At 68.0% G+C, this 17,438-nt stretch carries 20 protein-coding genes and 1 other RNA gene; 6 read left to right on the forward strand and 15 right to left on the reverse strand.

Features of this window, described 5'->3' with window-relative positions:
* Positions 1-52: 52 nt before the first annotated feature.
* Complete coding sequence (locus tag HH110_RS03280; protein WP_176988303.1) at positions 53-1,018, forward strand: YiiG family protein; 966 nt, start codon at positions 53-55, stop codon at positions 1,016-1,018.
* Positions 1,019-1,060: 42 nt separating this feature from the next.
* On the opposite strand, the gene HH110_RS03285 is transcribed toward HH110_RS03280, so the two are convergent.
* On the reverse strand, positions 1,061-1,933 hold the full coding sequence (locus HH110_RS03285; RefSeq protein WP_176988304.1) for an ion transporter: 873 nt from the start codon (positions 1,931-1,933) through the stop codon (positions 1,061-1,063).
* 65 nt (positions 1,934-1,998) lie between these two features.
* On the opposite strand from HH110_RS03285, the gene HH110_RS03290 reads away from it, so the two are divergent.
* Complete coding sequence (locus HH110_RS03290) at positions 1,999-3,228, forward strand: acetylornithine transaminase (protein ID WP_176988305.1); 1,230 nt, start codon at positions 1,999-2,001, stop codon at positions 3,226-3,228.
* A 39-nt stretch (positions 3,229-3,267) separates the two neighbouring features.
* On the opposite strand, the gene HH110_RS03295 is transcribed toward HH110_RS03290, so the two are convergent.
* Positions 3,268-3,879, reverse strand: coding sequence for an HAD-IA family hydrolase (locus HH110_RS03295; RefSeq protein ID WP_176988306.1), 612 nt, complete (start codon positions 3,877-3,879; stop codon positions 3,268-3,270).
* Positions 3,880-4,005: 126 nt separating this feature from the next.
* Between HH110_RS03295 and azu the strand changes: the two genes are divergently transcribed.
* The gene (gene azu, locus HH110_RS03300) at positions 4,006-4,452 is read left to right on the forward strand and encodes an azurin (protein WP_176988307.1); all 447 of its coding nucleotides are present in this window, start codon (positions 4,006-4,008) and stop codon (positions 4,450-4,452) included.
* A gap of 47 nt (positions 4,453-4,499) precedes the next feature.
* Here the strand turns inward: azu and hemL are convergent, their stop codons facing one another.
* Together hemL and thiE are read right to left on the reverse strand one after the other, a co-directional pair.
* A complete protein-coding gene (gene hemL, locus HH110_RS03305; RefSeq protein WP_176988308.1) occupies positions 4,500-5,789 on the reverse strand; it encodes a glutamate-1-semialdehyde 2,1-aminomutase in 1,290 nt (429 codons plus the stop codon).
* A complete protein-coding gene (thiE, locus tag HH110_RS03310) occupies positions 5,786-6,430 on the reverse strand; it encodes a thiamine phosphate synthase (protein ID WP_176988309.1) in 645 nt (214 codons plus the stop codon). The genes hemL and thiE overlap by 4 nt, the downstream gene beginning before the upstream one ends.
* Positions 6,431-6,502: 72 nt before the next feature.
* Between thiE and HH110_RS03315 the strand changes: the two genes are divergently transcribed.
* Positions 6,503-6,694 (forward strand): rubredoxin, encoded by a 192-nt coding sequence (locus HH110_RS03315; RefSeq protein WP_037553342.1) that lies wholly within the window; start codon positions 6,503-6,505, stop codon positions 6,692-6,694.
* Positions 6,695-6,736: 42 nt separating this feature from the next.
* Here HH110_RS03315 and HH110_RS03320 read toward each other — a convergent pair whose 3' ends face one another.
* The 8 genes from HH110_RS03320 to HH110_RS03355 all read right to left on the reverse strand — a co-directional run bounded on the left by HH110_RS03320 (position 6,737) and on the right by HH110_RS03355 (position 10,820).
* The gene (locus HH110_RS03320) at positions 6,737-7,582 is read right to left on the reverse strand and encodes a SirB1 family protein (protein WP_176988310.1); all 846 of its coding nucleotides are present in this window, start codon (positions 7,580-7,582) and stop codon (positions 6,737-6,739) included.
* Positions 7,583-7,644: 62 nt separating this feature from the next.
* Positions 7,645-8,097 carry a DUF192 domain-containing protein gene (locus HH110_RS03325; protein WP_176988311.1) on the reverse strand — a complete coding sequence of 151 codons (453 nt, stop codon included), beginning with the start codon at positions 8,095-8,097 and terminating at the stop codon, positions 7,645-7,647.
* Between the two features lie 46 nt (positions 8,098-8,143).
* Entirely contained in the window at positions 8,144-8,791 is a 648-nt protein-coding gene (gene rpiA / locus HH110_RS03330; RefSeq protein ID WP_176988312.1) for a ribose-5-phosphate isomerase RpiA, read from the reverse strand.
* Positions 8,792-8,818: 27 nt separating this feature from the next.
* On the reverse strand, positions 8,819-9,295 hold the full coding sequence (locus HH110_RS03335) for an EVE domain-containing protein (RefSeq protein ID WP_176988313.1): 477 nt from the start codon (positions 9,293-9,295) through the stop codon (positions 8,819-8,821).
* Positions 9,296-9,308: 13 nt separating this feature from the next.
* Positions 9,309-9,908, reverse strand: a complete 600-nt coding sequence (locus HH110_RS03340; RefSeq protein WP_176988314.1) for a 5-formyltetrahydrofolate cyclo-ligase — start codon at positions 9,906-9,908, stop codon at positions 9,309-9,311.
* 79 nt (positions 9,909-9,987) lie between these two features.
* Positions 9,988-10,172, reverse strand: a non-coding RNA gene (gene ssrS, locus HH110_RS03345) — 6S RNA.
* Between the two features lie 130 nt (positions 10,173-10,302).
* On the reverse strand, positions 10,303-10,602 hold the full coding sequence (locus HH110_RS03350) for a cell division protein ZapA (RefSeq protein ID WP_176988315.1): 300 nt from the start codon (positions 10,600-10,602) through the stop codon (positions 10,303-10,305).
* Entirely contained in the window at positions 10,599-10,820 is a 222-nt protein-coding gene (locus tag HH110_RS03355) for a TIGR02449 family protein (RefSeq protein ID WP_019183857.1), read from the reverse strand. The genes HH110_RS03350 and HH110_RS03355 overlap by 4 nt, the downstream gene beginning before the upstream one ends.
* Positions 10,821-10,985: 165 nt before the next feature.
* Here HH110_RS03355 and HH110_RS03360 point away from each other — a divergent pair, with 165 nt between their 5' ends.
* Complete coding sequence (locus tag HH110_RS03360; protein ID WP_176988316.1) at positions 10,986-11,534, forward strand: UPF0149 family protein; 549 nt, start codon at positions 10,986-10,988, stop codon at positions 11,532-11,534.
* Positions 11,535-11,541: 7 nt separating this feature from the next.
* Positions 11,542-12,867 carry an aminopeptidase P N-terminal domain-containing protein gene (locus tag HH110_RS03365; RefSeq protein WP_176988492.1) on the forward strand — a complete coding sequence of 442 codons (1,326 nt, stop codon included), beginning with the start codon at positions 11,542-11,544 and terminating at the stop codon, positions 12,865-12,867.
* Between the two features lie 211 nt (positions 12,868-13,078).
* On the opposite strand, the gene pepQ is transcribed toward HH110_RS03365, so the two are convergent.
* The 3 genes from pepQ to HH110_RS03380 form a co-directional block, all read right to left on the reverse strand.
* Entirely contained in the window at positions 13,079-14,407 is a 1,329-nt protein-coding gene (gene pepQ / locus HH110_RS03370) for a Xaa-Pro dipeptidase (protein ID WP_176988317.1), read from the reverse strand.
* Between the two features lie 82 nt (positions 14,408-14,489).
* Positions 14,490-14,840, reverse strand: a complete 351-nt coding sequence (locus HH110_RS03375; protein WP_176988318.1) for a PilZ domain-containing protein — start codon at positions 14,838-14,840, stop codon at positions 14,490-14,492.
* Positions 14,837-17,338, reverse strand: coding sequence for a DUF1631 domain-containing protein (locus HH110_RS03380; protein WP_176988319.1), 2,502 nt, complete (start codon positions 17,336-17,338; stop codon positions 14,837-14,839). Before HH110_RS03380 ends, HH110_RS03375 begins: the two co-directional genes overlap by 4 nt.
* Positions 17,339-17,438: the final 100 nt, after the last annotated feature.

Consider the following 17,438-nt stretch of genomic DNA (forward strand, 5'->3'; position numbering starts at 1 on the left):
CTGCACACCGCGGGCTGGTATGGTGCGTGCCCCTCTTTGTATGGACACTCGCATGTCATTTCGCACACGGACCCCGCCGCTTGCCGCCGCCATCGCCTTGATCAGCCTGCTCGGCGCCTGCAGCAAGGGCCCGGGCAGCGTCGCCGATACCCAGGGCGTGGAAAAGGTGAACGCCTACATCGCCTGCTTCAACGCCGTCGAACAGCCGATCCATGAAGGCTTCCAGCAGTACATCGGCTGGATGCAGGATCCGGAAGCCGGCCCGACCGGCAACGAGAAAAAGGTGCGTGGGCCGGGTACGGTGCTGTCGCATCGTGTGGACGCGTGCAACGCCCCGATGGTCGCTGCGCTCGCGATGACGCCGGCCGAGCCGGCACTGGATCCGGCGGCACGCAACTACCAGAAGACCTTCGTCGACCTGTATGCGTTGATCGAGCAGGCCGACCGTTACTACAGCCGTGAAGACTACCTGCGCGACGATCATGCCGGGATGCGCACCCAGCATGCGCCGCTGATGAAAGCCTATATGGCCTTCTTCGACGCAGGCACTGCACTGGATGCCGCGCTGGAAAAGCGCGAAGACGAACGTCGCGCGGAACAGCTCAAGGAGATTGAAGCCTCCGAAGGCCGCTCGCTGGCGTACTACCAGATCAAGATCCTCGGCGATGGCAAGCAGCTGACCCAGCTGCTCAACAGCGAGACCCCGGATCTGGCGGTCGCGCGCACCCAGCTCGCTGCGTTCCAGGCCCTGTTGCAGCAGGCGCAGGATGACAAGGTCGGCAAGGGCGATGCGATGTGGGGGCACGTGGAGCGTGCGGCCGATGCGCTGGCCCGCGATGCCGGTCGCCGCATCGAGCGCGTGGAATCCAGGAAGCCGTACACCCGCAGCGAGCAGATGCTGATCGAGAGCGGTGGGCGGGTCAACAACCCGCAGGGCTCGGCCGAAGCGCTGCTGGTCAGCTACAACGACCTGGTCGACATGAGCAACCGCCTGGCACAGTCCAGCGGCGCACGCTGAGCGGTCACGCGGCGGGCTGCCTGGCGGCCCGCCGCGCGCTGATCAGACGTTGAACACCGGGGGCAGTTTGTCGCCGCAATGGCGACAGTGCACGGCATCCGGTTCGTGGCCTTCCAGGCCACAGTGCGGGCAGCCGCGTGCATCCCGGCGCGCGGCATGCTCGGCATCGCGCATGGTATTGGCCAGTTCGGCGGTGTAGATGCCGGTCGGCACCGCGATGATGCTGTAGCCGATCAGGATCAGCACCGAGGTGACGAAGCGGCCGAGCACGGTCTGCGGCACGATGTCGCCGAAGCCCACCGTGGCCATGGTCACCACCGCCCAGTACATGCTGCTGGGGATGCTGGTGAAGCCGTGGTTGGGGCCTTCGATCACGTACATCATGGTGCCGGCGATGATGGTGATGGTGATCACCGTGAACAGGAACAGCAGCACTTTGCGGCGGCTGCGCCACAGCGACTCCATCAGCACGCCGCTCTCTTCGATGTAGCGGGTCAGCTTGAGGATGCGGAACACCCGCAGGATGCGCAGCGCGCGCACCACCAGCAGGCTCTGCGCGCCGGGGATGAACAGCGACAGGTAGGTCGGCAGGATCGAGGCCACGTCGATGATGCCCCAGATGCTGAATGCGTAGCGCAGCGGGCGTTTGACCACCACCAGCCGCAGCAGGTATTCGCCGGTGAACAGGATCGTGAAGCCCCATTCGAGCACGTACAGCCAGTCGGCATAGGCCGCGTGGAAGCGCTGCACGCTGTCGAACATGACCACCACCACGCTGGCGATGATCGCGTAGACCAGCAGCAGGTCGAAATTGCGCGAGGGCCGGGTGTCGTGGCGGTAGATGATGTCGAACCACTGGCGGCGCCAGCCGGACTCGGTGGCGGGGTTGAGCTGGGGGGCGGTGAACGGTCGCATGGCCCGCATTGTGCCCCACCGGCCCAAAGCGCGAGAATGGGATCTTTCCCGAGCCCCTGACCGCCATGACCGCCGCTGCCACCGATCCGCTGTTGTCCCTGTCGCATTACTACCTGCCGGTCTACAAACCGCGCCAGGTGGTGCTCGAGCGCGGCCAGGGCGCCCGCGTCTGGGACACCCAGGGCCGCGAGTTCATCGACCTGGCCGCCGGCATCGCCGTGTGCGGCCTGGGCCACCACGATCCGGACCTGACCGCGGCGCTGATCGAGCAGGCCGGCAAGCTGTGGCACACCAGCAACGTGTTCTACAGCGAACCGCCGCTGCGCCTGGCCGAAGAGCTGGTCACCGTCTCGCGCTTCGCCGAGCGCGTGTTCCTGTGCAATTCCGGCGCCGAAGCGAACGAAGTGGCGATCAAGCTGGTCCGCAAGTGGGCCTCCTCGCTGGGCCGCCCGGCGCACCAGCGCGTGATCGTGACCTTCCGCGGCAGCTTCCACGGGCGCACCCTGGCCGCGGTGACCGCCACCGCCCAGCCGAAGTACCAGGAAGGCTACGAGCCGCTGCCCGGTGGCTTCCGCTATGTCGATTTCAACGATGAGGTGCAGCTGGAAACCGCGATGGCCGCCGGTGATGTCGCCGCGGTGATGCTCGAGCCGATCCAGGGCGAGGGCGGCGTGATGCCGGCCAAGCCGGGCTTCCTGAAGCGCGTGCGCGAGCTGTGCGACCAGCACAATGCCCTGGTCGTGCTCGATGAGATCCAGGTCGGCATGGGCCGCACCGGAACCCTGTTCGCGCACTGGCAGGACAACATCACCCCCGACATCGTCACCCTGGCCAAGGCGCTGGGCGGCGGCTTCCCGATCGGCGCGATGCTGGCCGGCCCGAAGGTCGCCGAGGTGATGCAGTTCGGCGCGCACGGTACCACCTTCGGCGGCAACCCGCTGGCGGCTGCGGTGGCCCGCGTGGCGCTGCGCAAGCTGTCCTCGCCCGAGATCGCGCACAACGTCAGCCGCCAGTCGCAGGCGCTGCGCGATGGCTTGGGCAGGATCAACGACGAGTTCAAGGTGTTCAGCCAGGTCCGCGGCCGCGGCCTGATGCTGGGCGCGGTGCTGGACAAGGACTTCGCCGGCCAGGCCGGGCCCATCCTCGACCACGCCGCCGACCACGGCCTGCTGACCCTGCAGGCCGGCCCGGACGTGCTGCGCTTCGTGCCGTCGCTGAACATCACCGATGAAGAAATCGCCGAAGGCCTGAAGCGGCTTCGCGCAGCGGTCGCTTCGTTCATCGCGTCGCGCTGATCGACGTCCCCGGCAGGTAGAGCCGACCGTTGGTCGGCTCTACCGCAGGGTGTACCGTTTCATGACCTTGCCGAACGCGCGGCTGTCCGTCGCGGTCTCGGCCTGCAGGCCTGCCTGTCGCGCACCGCGCACGTTGACGAACAGGTCATCGACGAACAGCGTGCGCTCGGCGCGCGCGCCCAGCCGTTCCACTGACTGGGTGAATATCGCCGGGTCCGGCTTGCGCCCGCCAAGTGCACCGCTGCACAGGATGCGGCCGTGCAGGGCATCGGCCAGGGTCGGCAGCAGCTGCGGAATCGTCCGTGCCATCAATTCGCCGTTGTTGGTCAGGATCGCGATCGGCAACGTCCGGGCGATCCGTGCCACACGCTCGATGACGCCTGATTCCGGTGCGCACGCCGCGATGCGCGCCGCCTGCCACTGCGCGATGCTGATCGTGGTCTGCAGCGCGTCACCCAGTTGCTGAAGGTACGCGTCCGTCGCCATGCCGCTGTCGTAGGCGCGCTCCAGCCCACTGTCGAACAGCGCCGCCTGCACCTGCGCCGCACTGCAGCCGATGCTCGCGGCGAGATGGCGCACGCGCAGATGCCGTGCATAGCGCACCAGCACGCCATCGAAATCCAGCAGCAGGCACTCGATCGCAGGGGGCATCGGGGAAGTCTCGTCCAGGTCCAAGGCTGACCGTAACCCAGCCGGGGGCTGCGCTGCGACATCGCGTCGCACGTCGCCTGCACGGGCGGTCACTAGAATCGCGGGGACTGCTCGATGGAGATCGCCTTGAAACTGCTTGCCCCCGTGTTGCTCGCCGGCCTGATGCTGGCCCCGGCCGCCCATGCGCGTGTCTGCGCGATCGCCCTCGACAGCACCGACCAGATGAGCTTCAGCCAGAAGGAACTCAAGGTTGCAGCGGACTGCACCCAGGTGAAGCTGACGCTGCGCCACACCGGCAAGCTCGCCGCGACCGCGATGGGCCACAACTGGGTGCTGACCCGCACGGCCGATTACCAGCCGGTGGCGATGGCCGGCATGCGCGCGACGTTGGCCGACAGCTACCTGCCCAAGGGCGATGCACGCGTGCTGGCGCATACGCCGGTGATCGGCGGTGGGCAGACCACCAGCGTCACCTTCTCCACCGCCAAGCTGACCAAAGGCGGCGACTACACGTTCTTCTGCTCGTTCCCGGGCCACTTCGCGATGATGAAGGGCCGTCTCGTGTTCGGTTGAATAACAGGGACGGAGGTGGTTATTAATTACCTCCGTCCCCGTTTTTGTCAGCCTTTCACGACCTTGAAGGCTTCGCGCGCTGCCTCCAGCGTCGCATCGATGATGGCGTCGTCGTGGGCGCTGGACAGGAACCCGGCCTCATAGGCCGACGGCGCCAGGAACACGCCGCGCTCCAGCATCGCGTGGAAGAAGGTGTTGAACGCGGCGATGTCGCAGGCGATTGCCTGGGCGTAGGTCTCCACCTTCTGATCGGTGAAGAACAGGCCGAACATCGCGCCGACCTGGGTCGTGGTCACCGCAACCCCGGCCTCGGCGGCGGCGGTTTCCAGCCCAGCGCACAGGCGTGCCGCCGCGGCGCCCAGGCGATCATGGAAGCCCGGTTCCTGCACCAGCTCCAGCATCGCCAGGCCCGCGGCCATCGCCACCGGATTGCCACTCAGGGTGCCGGCCTGATAGATCGGGCCCGCCGGGGAAATCTGCGACATCAGCTCGCGGCGACCGCCGTAAGCGCCCACCGGCATGCCGCCACCGATGATCTTGCCGAAGGTGGTCAGGTCCGGGGTCACGCCGTAATGCGCCTGCGCGCCACCGAGGGCCACGCGGAAGCCGGTCATCACTTCATCGAAGATCAGCACCGTGCCGTACTGCGTGCACAGCGCGCGCAGGTGCTGCAGATAGCCCTCGCGCGGGGGAATGCAGTTGGCGTTGCCGACCACCGGTTCGATGATCAGGCCGGCGATGTGTTCGCCCTGTTCGGCGAACAGCGCCGTGGCCGCATCGAAATCGTTGTACGGCAGGGTCAGGGTGAGTTCGCTCAGGCCCGCGGGAACGCCCGGCGAGGTCGGTACGCCCAGGGTCAGCATGCCGCTGCCGGCCTTGACCAGGAACGAGTCGCCGTGGCCGTGGTAGCAGCCTTCGAACTTGACGATGCGGCTGCGGCCGGTGGCGCCACGTGCCAGCCGGATCGCCGACAGCGTGGCCTCGGTCCCGGAGTTGACCATGCGCACCATCTCGCAGGAGGGCACCAGCCGGGTCAGGGTCTCGGCCATGGTCACTTCGGCTTCGCAGGGCGCGCCGAACGACAGACCGTTACCGATCGCCTGCTTGACCGCCTGGCGCACGGCCGTGTGGTTGTGGCCGACGATCATCGGGCCCCAGGAGCCGACGTAATCGATGTAGCGGTTGCCGTCCACGTCATACAGGTACGGGCCATCGGCGCGCTGCACGAAGAACGGCTCGCCACCGACCGATTTGAACGCGCGCACCGGCGAGTTGACGCCGCCCGGGAGCAGCTTCTGGGCGCGGGTGAACAGGGTGTGGGACTGGTCGTGGTTCATGCGGTCGATTCCTGGAAGCAAGCAAGGTAGGCGTGCAGCGTGGCGACCGGGTCGGGCGCGGCGTACACGCTGCTGATGACGGCGACCAGATCGGCGCCGGCAGCGATGAGCAGTCCCACATTGTCCGGGGTCAGCCCCCCGATCGCCACCCGCGGTACGCCCAGTGCGGCGCTTTGCCGCAGCAGGTCCGGTGGCGCCCGGCGGGTGGTGGCCTTGCTGGTGCTGGGGAAGAAGGCCCCGAAGGCGACGTAGCTGGCACCTGCGGCAACCGCGCGCTCGGCCAGCGCCAGCGTGTCATAGCAGGACGCGCCGATGATGGCATCCGGGCCAAGCAGGGCGCGGGCGTTGGCGATATCGCCATCGTCCTCGCCCAGGTGCACGCCGGCCGCACCGACGGCCTGGGCCAGGGCCACGTCGTCATTGATGATCAACGGCACCGCGTAGCGCTCGCACAGACCCTGCAGCGCTGCCGCCTGTGCGCGGCGCAACGCGGTGTCAGCGGTCTTGTTGCGGTACTGCAGCCAGGTCGCGCCCGCCGCCAGCAGCGGCGCGGTGCGCGCCAGCAGCCGCGCGGTATCGGGCTCGTCGGGGGTGATGAGGTAGACGCCGCGGGGCGGCGTGGGGGCTGAAGCGTGATTCATCAATGGCTACCGGTAGCGCAACGGGAGTGGGACAATGACCACTGTCAGCTCTTGTCCCGCCGTGATTATCCGATGACCGACGCTACCGCCACCACCTTCCGCACCTGGATGTGCGTTGTCTGCGGCTTCCTGTACCGGGAAGAAGACGGGCTGCCGGAAGAGGGCATCGCCCCCGGCACGCGCTGGGAGGACATTCCCGATACCTGGACCTGCCCGGACTGCGGCGTGACCAAGGATGATTTCGAGATGGTCGAAGTCGACTGAGGCACGACCCGGCGTCGTCGGCTGGCGGCCGTCACGGCGCGCTCAGTGCAGGCGCGGCACCGCACCACCCAGCCCGACCAGCTTCTCGCGCACGAACTGCGCGTCGCTGGCCTTGGCATTGCGCTTGAGGTACAGCCCCAGGTCGCTGCGCGCGCCGGCCTCGTAATCCAGCTGCAGGTAGGCCATGCCGCGATCGCGGAGGGCGTCGTCCTGCTCGGGCGCGAGCTTCAGCAGGCGGTCGGCACTGCGCGCGGCGCGGTCCCATTCCCCCCGTTCGACGTACACGCCATGCAGGTTGCGCAGCATCCGCATCAGGATCGCGCGCGCCGGGGCCGGGTCGAGGATCTGCGCCAGCACGTCGTCGTCGGGCACTTCACCGCCCAGGTGCGAGCGCGCGCGTTCGCGCAGTTCTTCCACCCCCAGCGGGCGGCCCCCGTTGAACGGGTCCATCACCAGCACGCCGTCGTTGAGCGGCAGGCGCACCAGGAAGTGGCCGGGGAAGGACACCCCGTCCAGCGGGATGCCGAGCCGGCGCGAGACTTCCATCTGCACCAGTGCCAGCGAGATCGGGTTGCCCAGGCGGCGTTCGAAGACCTGGTTCAGATAGCTGTTGCGCGGATCGTAGTACTCGCCGTGGTCGCCGCTGTAGCCCAGCTCGTCGAACAGGTGGCGATTGACCGCGGCGATCTTCAGCGGCCACATGTCGATCGTGGCGATCTCGGTGCGCAGGTGGTCGGCGTGGCTCTGCAGGACCGCGTCGTAGACGGCAGGGTCCAGGTCCGGGTATTCGTCCCGGGCGATCAGCAGCGCGGTCGGCAACAGAGGCAGCGCCTCGTCGTCCAGCTCGGCCAGTGATTCCCACGTCGGCAATGTGATCTGCCCCTGCATGGGACAAGACTGGCGACAAACGCGCCGCGATTCAAGGGCGCGGCGCGTTTATCAGACTGGTTCTACTTGTCGTCGGCGATGCCGGGGCCGAACTTCAGTTCGGTGCCGTCCTTCAGCGCCATCTTCTCGGCCTGCCCGGCGTTGAGTTCCAGCACGTAACGGGCCGGCTCGCTGCTGGGGTAGGGCGGGCAACGATCGCCCGCCGAGCACGGCGGCACGTCGCGCTGCTGGCTGACCAGGCGACGCTGCGCATCGAAGTACAGGATGTCCAGGGCGATCTTGGTGTTCTTCATCCAGTACGCCTGCAGCTCTTCGCGTTCGTGGATGAACAGCATGCCGTGGTCGTCCGGCATCTGGTCGCGGAACATCAGGCCGCGGGCGCGGGTGTCATCGTTGGTGGCCAGTTCAACGTGGTAACGGTTGCCGTCCAGTTCCACCCAGTGACGGGCGTTGGTGCTGGCGCAGCCGGCGAGGGTCAGCAGCAGGAGCAGGGGCAGCAGGCGCAGCAGGGACATGGGAGTGCCTCGTTGGGGCGGCCGTCGCGGGGCGACGGCCAAGGGATCAGATCACGATCGGCGGCTCACCGCCCACGATCACCACATCGGCCGGACGGCGTGCGAACAGGCCCACGCTCACCACGCCCGGCAGCTGGTTGAGCTCGCGCTCCAGCTTCACCGGATCGGTGATTTCCAGGTGGTGGATGTCCAGGATCACATTGCCGTTGTCGGTGACCACGCCCTCACGCCACGCCGGCTGGCCGCCGGTCATGTCCATGATGCGGCGGGCGACCAGGCTGCGCGCCATCGGGATCACTTCCACCGGCAGCGGGAATTTGCCCAGCACCTTCACCTGCTTGCTCGGGTCGATGATGCACACGAAGCGCTCGCTGGCCTCGGCGATGATCTTCTCGCGGGTCAGCGCGGCGCCGCCGCCCTTGATCAGGTTCTTGTTGCCGTCGCACTCGTCGGCGCCATCCACGTACAGCGACAGGGTGCCGGTGTGGTTGAGCTCGAACACCTCGATGCCGTGCTGCTTCAGGCGTGCGGTGCTCTGGTCCGAGCTGGACACGGTGCCCTTGATGCGGTGCTGGATCTTGGCCAGGGCGTCGATGAAGTAGGCGACGGTGGAGCCGGTACCGACCCCGACGATCATGCCGTCTTCGACGTATTCAATGGCTTTTTCAGCGGCCAGGCGCTTGGCTTCGGACATGGCGGGCAACTCTTGGAGGAAAGGGGGTCAGTGCTTTTCCAGCGACAGCAGCAGCTTCCACTGCGCGGCGGTCACCGGGAGGATGGAGAGGCGGTTGCCGCGCGCGGTCAACGGGAACCCTTCGCCCAGCGCATCGGCGTGCAGCTTGATCTGGTCCAGCGAAATGGTGTCGCGCAGTTTGCGCTCGAAGGCGACGTCCACCAGCATCCAGCGCGGTTCTTCACGGGTCGCCTTGGGATCGTAATAGTCCGATTTGGGATCGAACTGGGTGTCGTCCGGGTAGGCCTCGCTGGCCACCGTGGCCAGCCCGACGATGCCCGGCACCTTGGTGTTGGAGTGGTAGAACATCACCCCGTCGCCGACCTTCATGCCGTCGCGCATGAAGTTGCGCGCCTGGTAGTTGCGCACGCCGTTCCAGGGCTCGCGGCCTACGCGCTGCAGATCATCGATGGAAAAGGCGTCCGGTTCGGACTTCATCAGCCAGTAGCGCTTGCGTGCGGTCATGCGGAGTCTTTGATTACTGTAGGTGCCGACCATCGGTCGGTACGCAGACAAGGGTGGAGACGTCGGTGCAGATCGCATCCACCGCGACGTCCCACGGTTGTACCGGCAGGCCATCGACCTGCTGGACCGAGAAGCCGACCCCGACCAGCCACGGCGGCGCCGGGCGCTGGTGGCGGAATGCGAAGCTGCGATCATACCAGCCGCCTCCCATGCCCAGCCGGCGGCCCTGTGCGTCGAAACCGACCAGCGGCGCCACGACCAAGGCCATCTGTTCCGGCGCGAGCGTGTCCTCCAGCGCAACCTCGGGTTCGGGGATGCCGAAGCGGTTGGCGGTCAGCGCCTGGCCTGGGCGCCACGGCGCGAAGCGCAGCGTCTTCTCATGCAGCACCGGCAGGCAGTAGGTGAGCCCGGCGGGCAACTGCATCTGCCAGCGGTGCAGCGCGATCTCGCCATCCATCGCCCAGTAGCCGGCGACGTGGCCCTGGGTGGGCGCGAAAGGAAGGGAAAGCAGACCATCAGCCAAGTGTTCGGCGGCGGCCAGGCGCACGGCGGCGGGGAGATCACGGCGGCGTTGGCGCAGCTGCTGGCGCAGTGCGGAGCGCGGGTCGGTCATGCCTGGGTCCGGAGCGTGCGGGGGAAGCGGATAAAACAAGAGCGACGTCCCAAGGGAACGCCGCTCTTGCTGGAATATTGCATTCTCCGCCGTGACGATGCATGCGAAACGACCTTGAACCCGGGGTTCAAGTGGGTACGCTGGGGTTCCATTGGGCTTCCCGCTACAAGGCGGACTTGCACTCCCGGCGCCGTCGCGCACCCGTGGTCGTAATTAAGGGACAAGGCGAATGTTTGCACACGCCGTCGTTCACAGCAGAGAACGCGACGAGGATTATAGCCCTCTTGTGCGATTCGACCAGTCCGTTCGTCGGTCGGATTGCACGTCAATTCAGATCGATGAAGGCCATGCGATGTACTTGTGCAATCGGCCATCGCGTGGAACCCGTCGTGGATCACCCTGCGCCGTCGAAGGCGCGATCCAGACGGCGGTTCAGATCGCCCAGGGTCTGCTGCAGCGCGATCGCCTGGCGGGCGTGCTCATCGCGCAGCTGCTGAAGTTCGTGGGCCAGGTTCAGCGCGGCCAGTACCGCGACCCGGTCGACCGCGGCCATCCGGTTGCTGCCGCGGATCTCGCGCATCTTGGCGTCCAGCAGCCGGGCGGCGGCGGTCAGGCTCTCGCGTTCCTCCGCGCCCACGCCCACCGTGTATTCACGATCCAGGATGCGGACACTGACCGGTTCGGTCTGGCTCATGTGTGCTGCTCCAGGGATTTGAGGCGGGTGATCATCGCTTCGACCCGGGAGCGGGCCTGTTCGTTCTTGGCCAGCAGCTGGGAGCGTTCGGCGACCAGCTGTTCCTGCTGGTGGCGCAGGCTGCGGTTCTCGTCGGCCAGGCGCTGGTTGCGCTCCAGCAACGCCTCCACCCGGGCGGCGAAGGCCTGCAGTTGGGCGATGGCATCGGCGGGTTCCATGTCCGGCACGATAGGCAAGGGCGGATGGGGCGGTCAAGCGAATATTGACGGGGCCTGCGGGCGGTTGGCCCCTGGGCACCGGGGCGGGGCCCGGTGCCGGCCACCGCAACCCGGTGGACACGGGTGGATTGCTACACTGTGGCGCTCACAAACCGTAGCCCCAAGATGACCGAACTCCCGAGTGTCGACGACGTAAACCAGGCCAGCCAGGCCCTGGGCCTGGGCGCCAGCGCCGCTGAACTGCACGGCGGCCTGTGCGGCTGGCTGTCCGCCGGCGGTGCGCCGGTGCGTGAATGGCCGGCCCGCGTGCTGGCCGATGACAACCTGCCGACCCCGGCCGAAGGCGACGCGCTGTCGCGGCTGCTCGATGCCAGCGTGGCGCAGCTGGAAGACCGTGACTTCGCGTTCGAGCTGCTGCTGAGCGATGCCAGCGACACCGCTCAGCAGGCCGATGCGCTGTTCACCTGGGCGCGCGCGTTCCTCGGGGGCTTCGGGCTCGGCTCGGGCCAGAACCGCCCGGCGCTGTCCGAAGAGGGCGACGAGGCCCTGACCGATCTGGCCAAGCTGGCCCAGGCCTCCAGCGAAGACTTCGAAAGCGGCAACGACGATGACGAAGACGCACTGGCCGAGATCGAGGAGTTCATCCGCGTGGCGGTGCTGCTGCTGCACGGTGACTGCGTCATGGCCGCGCGCCATCGGCAGCGCCTGAACTGAGATGGATATCCGGCAGCTGACCGGCATCTCCGCCGCCGAATACACGCGTCGTCGCCAGCAATTGATGGAAATGGCCGGCGATGACGCGATCCTGGTGCTGCCGGCCGCGTCCGAGCGGGTGCGCAGCCTGGATACGCATTATCCGTTCCGCCAGGACTCGGACTTCTGGTACCTCAGTGGCTTCCCGGAACCGGAGGCCGTGCTGGTCCTGATTCCGGGCCGCCGCCATGGCGAGGTGATCCTGTTCTGCCGCGAGCGCGACGCCGACCGCGAAGCTTGGGATGGCGCGCGCGCCGGCCAGGAAGGTGCGGTGTCGCAGTACGGCATGGACGACGCCTACCCGATCGACGACCTCGACGACATCCTGCCCGGTCTGCTGGAAGGGCGCTCGCGGGTGTACTACCACTTCGGTCGCGATGCCGAGTTCGATCTCAAGCTGATCGGCTGGGTCAACCGGGTGCGCTCGCAGGTGCGCCATGGTGCGCAGCCGCCGCATGAATTCCTGGAGCTGGGCCACCTGCTGCACGAGCAGCGGCTGTTCAAATCGACCGCGGAAATCGCGGTGATGCAGCGCGCCGCCGACATCAGCGTGCAGGCCCACCGTGCCGCGATGCACGTGGCGCGGCCGGGCATCCACGAGTACGAACTGCAGGCCGACCTGGAGCGTGTGTTCCGTGCCAATGATGCGTGCGCGGCCTACAGCAGCATCGTCGGTGCCGGTGCCAACGGCTGCATCCTGCACTACCGCGACAACAACGCGCGCTCGCACGATGGCGATCTGGTCCTGATCGATGCCGGTGCCGAGTACCGCGGCTACGCCAGTGATATCACCCGTACCTTCCCGGTCAACGGCCGCTTCACCGCCGAGCAACGCGCGCTGCATGACCTGGTCGGTGCGGCGCAGGCGGCGGCGCTGGCCCAGGCCCGCCCGGGCAATGCCTATGAAGCCGGCCACCTGGCTGCGGTGGAGACCCTGACCGAGGGCCTGCTGCGGCTGGGCCTGCTCAAGGGCACGCTGGAAGAGAACATCGCCGAAGCGCATTACCAGCGGTTCTACCGGCACAAGACCGGGCACTGGCTCGGCCTGGACGTGCACGACGTCGGCGATTACCGGCTGGCCGGCGATTCGCGGATGCTGGAGCCGGGCATGGTGTTCACGATCGAGCCGGGCCTCTATGTCTCACCGGACGACCGCAGCGTGGAAGCGCGCTGGCGTGGCATCGGCATCCGCACCGAAGACGACGTGCTGATCACCGAGGACGGCCATCAGGTGCTGACCGCTGCGTTGGCACGCAGTGCCGATGAGATCGAAGAAGAAATGGCGAAGCGCTGATCCGCTTCACGGTAGAGCCACCCCATGGGTGGCTGCGGGGTGCGTGACGAAGGCACCGGTGGCCGTGCGGCGCATCACACCGGTAGTGCCGGCCGCTGGCCGGCTCCTCATGGAATCCAGGCATCGTGAGGAGCCGGCCAGCGGCCGGCACTACCGCGATGTCGGGATTGTCGGGGTGGTGCCGACCGTGGGCCGGCACCCGCATTCCCCCTCAGCTGGCCGCCGCGAACACCGGCCGGGTCAGGTTGTCGGCATCGCCTTCGGTGCACAGCACTTCATCCTCGATGCGCACGCCGCCATACGGACGGAAGAAGTCCACGCGGTCCCAGTTGATGCTGGCGCCGTTGCCGGCCTGCTTCACTTCGTCCAGCAGCATGTCGATGAAGTACACGCCCGGCTCGATGGTGACCACCATGCCCGGCTCCAGTGCGCGGGTCATGCGCAGGTACGGGTGGCCCTGCGGACGCTCGATGCGGCCACCGCGGTCACTGGCGGCAAAGCCGGCCACGTCGTGCACCTGCAGCCCGATCAGATGGCCGAGGCCATGCGGGAAGAACGCCGCGCTCACGCCGGTGGCCAGCGCGGCTTCCGGCGAGACGGTGAGCACACCGAAGTCCTTGAGGATGCCCATCAGCGACAGGTGCGCGTCGATGTGCAGTTGCTTGTAGTCCACCCCGGCGCGCACGCCGGCACCCATCTGCTGCTGCGCCGCGTCGACCGCGTCGATCAGCGCCTGGAATTCGTCATGGCCGCTGGCGGCATAGGTGCGGGTGATGTCGCTGGCATAGCCATGGGCACTGGCGCCGGCGTCGATCAGGAAACTGCGCAGCGGGGTCGGCGCGCTTCGGCCCAGGTCGGTGTAGTGCAGCACGGCGGCATGTTCGTTGAGGCCGATGATGTTGCCGTACGGCAGTTCATTGGCGTCCTGGCCGACCGCGCGGCAATACGCCATGTGGATCTCGAATTCACTGGCACCGGCGCGGAACGCGGCTTCGGCAGCGCGGTGGCCGCGCACGCCCAGCCGCTGCGCTTCGCGCATCAAGGCGATTTCATACGGGGTCTTGTAGCCGCGCTGCCAGTCCAGGTAGTCGATGACCGGTGCCGGATTGTTCGGCACGAACGCGCCCAGCGCGCTCTGCGGCTCGCCGAGAATGGCGCAGCGGGTGGGATCCTTGGGCAGCAGTGCCAGCGCAGCGTCCGGTGTGCGGATGATCTCGATGTCGACATGCTCGACCCACCAGCCGTTCGGCGCATCCGGCACCACGTGCCAGTAATCGAAGGGCTGGTAGAAGATCAGCGTGGGCCGCTGGCCCGGCGTGTAAACCAGCCAGCTGTTGGGCAGCTTGGTCAGCGGCAGCCAGGCCTTGAAGTTCGGGTTGACCGCATACGGGTAATCGCGATCATCGAATGCCTGGTAATGCTGGGTGCCGCTGGGAATCACCAGATGATCGAAGCCGCCACGGGCCAGTGCTTCGTCGGCGCGCTGGCGCATCACGCTGGCATGGTGGGAATACAGGGCGCCGAGGTCTGGATGGTTCATGGCATGAGGCTCGCTGACAGTGCGGAATGCAGCCCTAGATTCTGCCGCAATCGGGCCCTCGGCGCTGTGCCGGAACCGGCGCTCAGACTGCCGAAGTTTCCTCGGCGATCCACTGCCGCAGCTGCTCGCGCGATTCGCGCGCCAGGGTCAGGAAGCGGAAGCCCACCCAAGCCTGGCCGGGTGCATGGGTCTGCTCGCTCCACAGCAGATGCACACCGACATCGATCAGCAGAGGCTGCCCCTGCGGGCCGGTGATTGTGAACTGCAGCTGGTAGAGCGCGTCGTCCTGCATCGGCACCGACGCCAGCATCAGCATGCCGGTTTCGGAGACATTGCCCAGCCGACCGATCACGGTCTCGGCCATCCGGTCGGTCACCTGGACCAACTCGGCCACCTGGCGGCGGGGTGCGCGTCGGGTATCGGGCGAGGTCATTCGGCGTTCTCCGCAGGGGTACCCGCCAGCGAACGCAGCGTGCGCAGCGTCGCCTGCCAGGCGCGGTCGATCAGCCGACCCTTGTCTTCAGTGACGATCCGCACCTGGCCGTGCGCCATCAGCCGTGCCAGTGCGTCCAGGGAATGTTCGCCGACCTTCTGTCCGCGCTGATTGACGAACAGGGCGTTGTCGGTGATCAGGCTGTACCAGGACAGCCGCTGCCGGCGGATATCCCCCTGCTGGTTGGTGGTGAACTCGAACCAGGTGCCGAATGGCAGCGTGCGCAGCTGGCGATAGCAGTCGTCCTCGGCGGTGCTGCGGGCCAGCGGGGCGACCCTGCGTGGATCGCTGGCCTCGGCCTGTTCGCCCAAGCGCGTGCGTGCACGCAGGCGGGCAGTGAGTTCGGTGCGCGAGCTGCTGTCGTCCGCGCCGCCGGGCGTGGACAGCCGGCGTGCGATCGCGGCCGCTTCGTCCTGGTGGTAGCCGACCTGCAGCAACGCGGACTCGACCCGGGTGCCCAGTGCCTCGTCGCGTTCGGCCGCACCCGGCGCCAGGCAGGTGACCTCGGCGATCCGGGTGGTTTCCTGCTGGCGCTGCTGCCACTGCGGCGAAGTCTCGCCGTTGCGCAGCAGGGTGAGCGTGAGTACATCCGACCACGCCTGTTTCAGCAGCGCCTGCACGAAGCGGGGTGGCGCGGCCTGCGTGCAGAGCTGCTCGATGCTGGCGCTGGCCTGCTGCTTGGCCGCTTCCAGCCGCTCCTTGCCGCGGGCCGCTTCGACATGACGGCGCTCGGCCAGTTCGGCCTTGTGGGCGAGGGCGCGGAAGTGCTGCTGGATTTCTTCGTTGGCGGTGTCGAACACGGCGACGTCGCCGTCGTATTCGTTGACCACCTGATCCACGGCATGCCCCAGCTTCTGCACCAGCTGCGGATCCACGTCCTCCTCGCCCAGCCAGTTGGCGCCGGCCTCGGCCACCGCATTGAGCAGTTCGCGCGCAGGGTGCTGGTCGCGGACGAAGAAGGCCGGGTCGGACAAGGCCGCGCGGGCCACGGGGACCTGCAGACGGGTCAGCAGGTCGGCGGCCACGGCCTCGGGCCGGACCTCGCGCTGGATCTGCCCGTACAGCATGTCGAGCAGGTCGAAGGTGTCGCTGTCCTTGACCGTCAGGGCAGCGTGCGCGCCATGGTCGGCGCGGACCTGGGCGAGCAGGGCGTTGTGCAGGTCGGCCATGCTGCGGCGGGCACCCCCCGGAGCGACGGCCTGGCTCTGCAGCCTGGCCAGCGTGGCGTGCACGGCTTCGGCGGGCACGGCCTGTGCGGCGGGGGATTCGGGGGCGAGAAACGCACTGTCGGTCGGCTGCCCGGACTGCCCGGACTGCCCGGGCAGCTCGCTGGTCGCCGCGACGGCCTGCACCGCCATCGCGTCGCCGCCCGGCACCGTGCCGGCGGCATGCGCCTGGCGGGCGGCGCCGAGCAACTGGTGCAGGGCCGACATCGCCGGGGCGCCGAGGTCCGCCGTCGCAGGCGCGGCGTTGCTGGCCGGCGCAGAGGCGGACGACGATGCAGGTGCAGGTGCAGGTGCAGCGCCAGCGTCACCGCCGGGCGCGCTCCAGGCCGGGCCGGCGGCCGGGGCCGCCATCGCCATGGCCTCCTGGGTCATCGCCGCCCAGCCGGCGCTCGGCGCGCCGCCGTTCCAGCCGGTCAGCGGCCGCGCGGCGGCACCTCCGCGTGCGCCGGGCAGGCCGCGCTCGGGCCCGGTGATGATCCGGCGCGTGGTCGCCGAGCGCGCCAGGTAGGGGGTGTACACCAGCCCGGGCAGCACGCCCTCGTGCGCGAGCAGGATGTTGGCGCGTTCCAGCAGTTCGCCGAGCCGCTCCAGCAGTTGCCGGTCGAATACGCGGTACAGCGCCAGCTGCGTTTCCAGCCCCAGCGCGAACTGTTCGCCGAGCTCGCGCACGATCCGGCACAGCGCCTGCGGGCCGAACGGCAGGTCATCGGCATCGAAGGCGGGCCCGGCGGCGAGCACGCCGAAGCGCTGGCCAAGCAACTGCAGGGCACTGGCCGAACGCTGGGCTTCGCGGCGGATGATGTCCACCAGCACGATGTCGCGGTCCACGTCGGTGTCGTTGACGAGGGTCAGCGCGGTCGCCGGGACGGAGACGTCGGTCGGCACGATGCGCTGGGTATGGCGTGGGCCGCGCAGCGTGGCCAGGCTGTCGGCCAGCGCGTCCAGGAAGCGCGGGCCGAACTGCGCGTTGACCTCGTGCAGCTGGCGGGCCTGGGCAAAAATGTCGGCCTGGATCTGGCTGTTGCGCGCGCGTTCGGCGTCGCGGAACAGTTCGCGTTCGAGCTCCACGATGGTCAGCTTGAGCGGGGCGGTGAGGGTCTGCACCGCCAGCCCGTGCAGCGCGGCCAGCAGGCGGCGCACGCGCGGCGGTGCGGCCACGTCCGCGAAGCGGGTCATGTCGGGCTGGGACGACGAAGGTGCGGGCGCAGACATCCGATGTTCTTCCAGCTCCCCTGAGAACACGGAATCTAACGGTTTCGCGGGGAGCCCGCCATAACGGACGGTCGGGATGTCTGTAGCCGGCCAGCGGCCG

Source organism: Stenotrophomonas sp. SAM-B, assembly GCF_013387485.1.
Taxonomy (GTDB): domain Bacteria; phylum Pseudomonadota; class Gammaproteobacteria; order Xanthomonadales; family Xanthomonadaceae; genus Stenotrophomonas; species Stenotrophomonas maltophilia_AA.

What these genes read in the sequence shown, in the direction of transcription:
- HH110_RS03280 (WP_176988303.1), top strand. Translation starts at nt 53, where the DNA reads ATGTCATTTCGCACACGGACCCCGCCGCTTGCCGCCGCCATCGCCTTG.
- HH110_RS03285 (WP_176988304.1), bottom strand. Translation starts at nt 1,933, where the DNA reads ATGCGACCGTTCACCGCCCCCCAGCTCAACCCCGCCACCGAGTCCGGC.
- HH110_RS03290 (WP_176988305.1), top strand. Translation starts at nt 1,999, where the DNA reads ATGACCGCCGCTGCCACCGATCCGCTGTTGTCCCTGTCGCATTACTAC.
- HH110_RS03295 (WP_176988306.1), bottom strand. Translation starts at nt 3,879, where the DNA reads ATGCCCCCTGCGATCGAGTGCCTGCTGCTGGATTTCGATGGCGTGCTG.
- hemL (WP_176988308.1), bottom strand. Translation starts at nt 5,789, where the DNA reads ATGAACCACGACCAGTCCCACACCCTGTTCACCCGCGCCCAGAAGCTG.
- thiE (WP_176988309.1), bottom strand. Translation starts at nt 6,430, where the DNA reads ATGAATCACGCTTCAGCCCCCACGCCGCCCCGCGGCGTCTACCTCATC.
- HH110_RS03315 (WP_037553342.1), top strand. Translation starts at nt 6,503, where the DNA reads ATGACCGACGCTACCGCCACCACCTTCCGCACCTGGATGTGCGTTGTC.
- HH110_RS03320 (WP_176988310.1), bottom strand. Translation starts at nt 7,582, where the DNA reads ATGCAGGGGCAGATCACATTGCCGACGTGGGAATCACTGGCCGAGCTG.
- HH110_RS03325 (WP_176988311.1), bottom strand. Translation starts at nt 8,097, where the DNA reads ATGTCCCTGCTGCGCCTGCTGCCCCTGCTCCTGCTGCTGACCCTCGCC.
- rpiA (WP_176988312.1), bottom strand. Translation starts at nt 8,791, where the DNA reads ATGTCCGAAGCCAAGCGCCTGGCCGCTGAAAAAGCCATTGAATACGTC.
- HH110_RS03335 (WP_176988313.1), bottom strand. Translation starts at nt 9,295, where the DNA reads ATGACCGCACGCAAGCGCTACTGGCTGATGAAGTCCGAACCGGACGCC.
- HH110_RS03340 (WP_176988314.1), bottom strand. Translation starts at nt 9,908, where the DNA reads ATGACCGACCCGCGCTCCGCACTGCGCCAGCAGCTGCGCCAACGCCGC.
- HH110_RS03350 (WP_176988315.1), bottom strand. Translation starts at nt 10,602, where the DNA reads ATGAGCCAGACCGAACCGGTCAGTGTCCGCATCCTGGATCGTGAATAC.
- HH110_RS03355 (WP_019183857.1), bottom strand. Translation starts at nt 10,820, where the DNA reads ATGGAACCCGCCGATGCCATCGCCCAACTGCAGGCCTTCGCCGCCCGG.
- HH110_RS03360 (WP_176988316.1), top strand. Translation starts at nt 10,986, where the DNA reads ATGACCGAACTCCCGAGTGTCGACGACGTAAACCAGGCCAGCCAGGCC.
- pepQ (WP_176988317.1), bottom strand. Translation starts at nt 14,407, where the DNA reads ATGAACCATCCAGACCTCGGCGCCCTGTATTCCCACCATGCCAGCGTG.
- HH110_RS03375 (WP_176988318.1), bottom strand. Translation starts at nt 14,840, where the DNA reads ATGACCTCGCCCGATACCCGACGCGCACCCCGCCGCCAGGTGGCCGAG.
- HH110_RS03380 (WP_176988319.1), bottom strand. Translation starts at nt 17,338, where the DNA reads ATGTCTGCGCCCGCACCTTCGTCGTCCCAGCCCGACATGACCCGCTTC.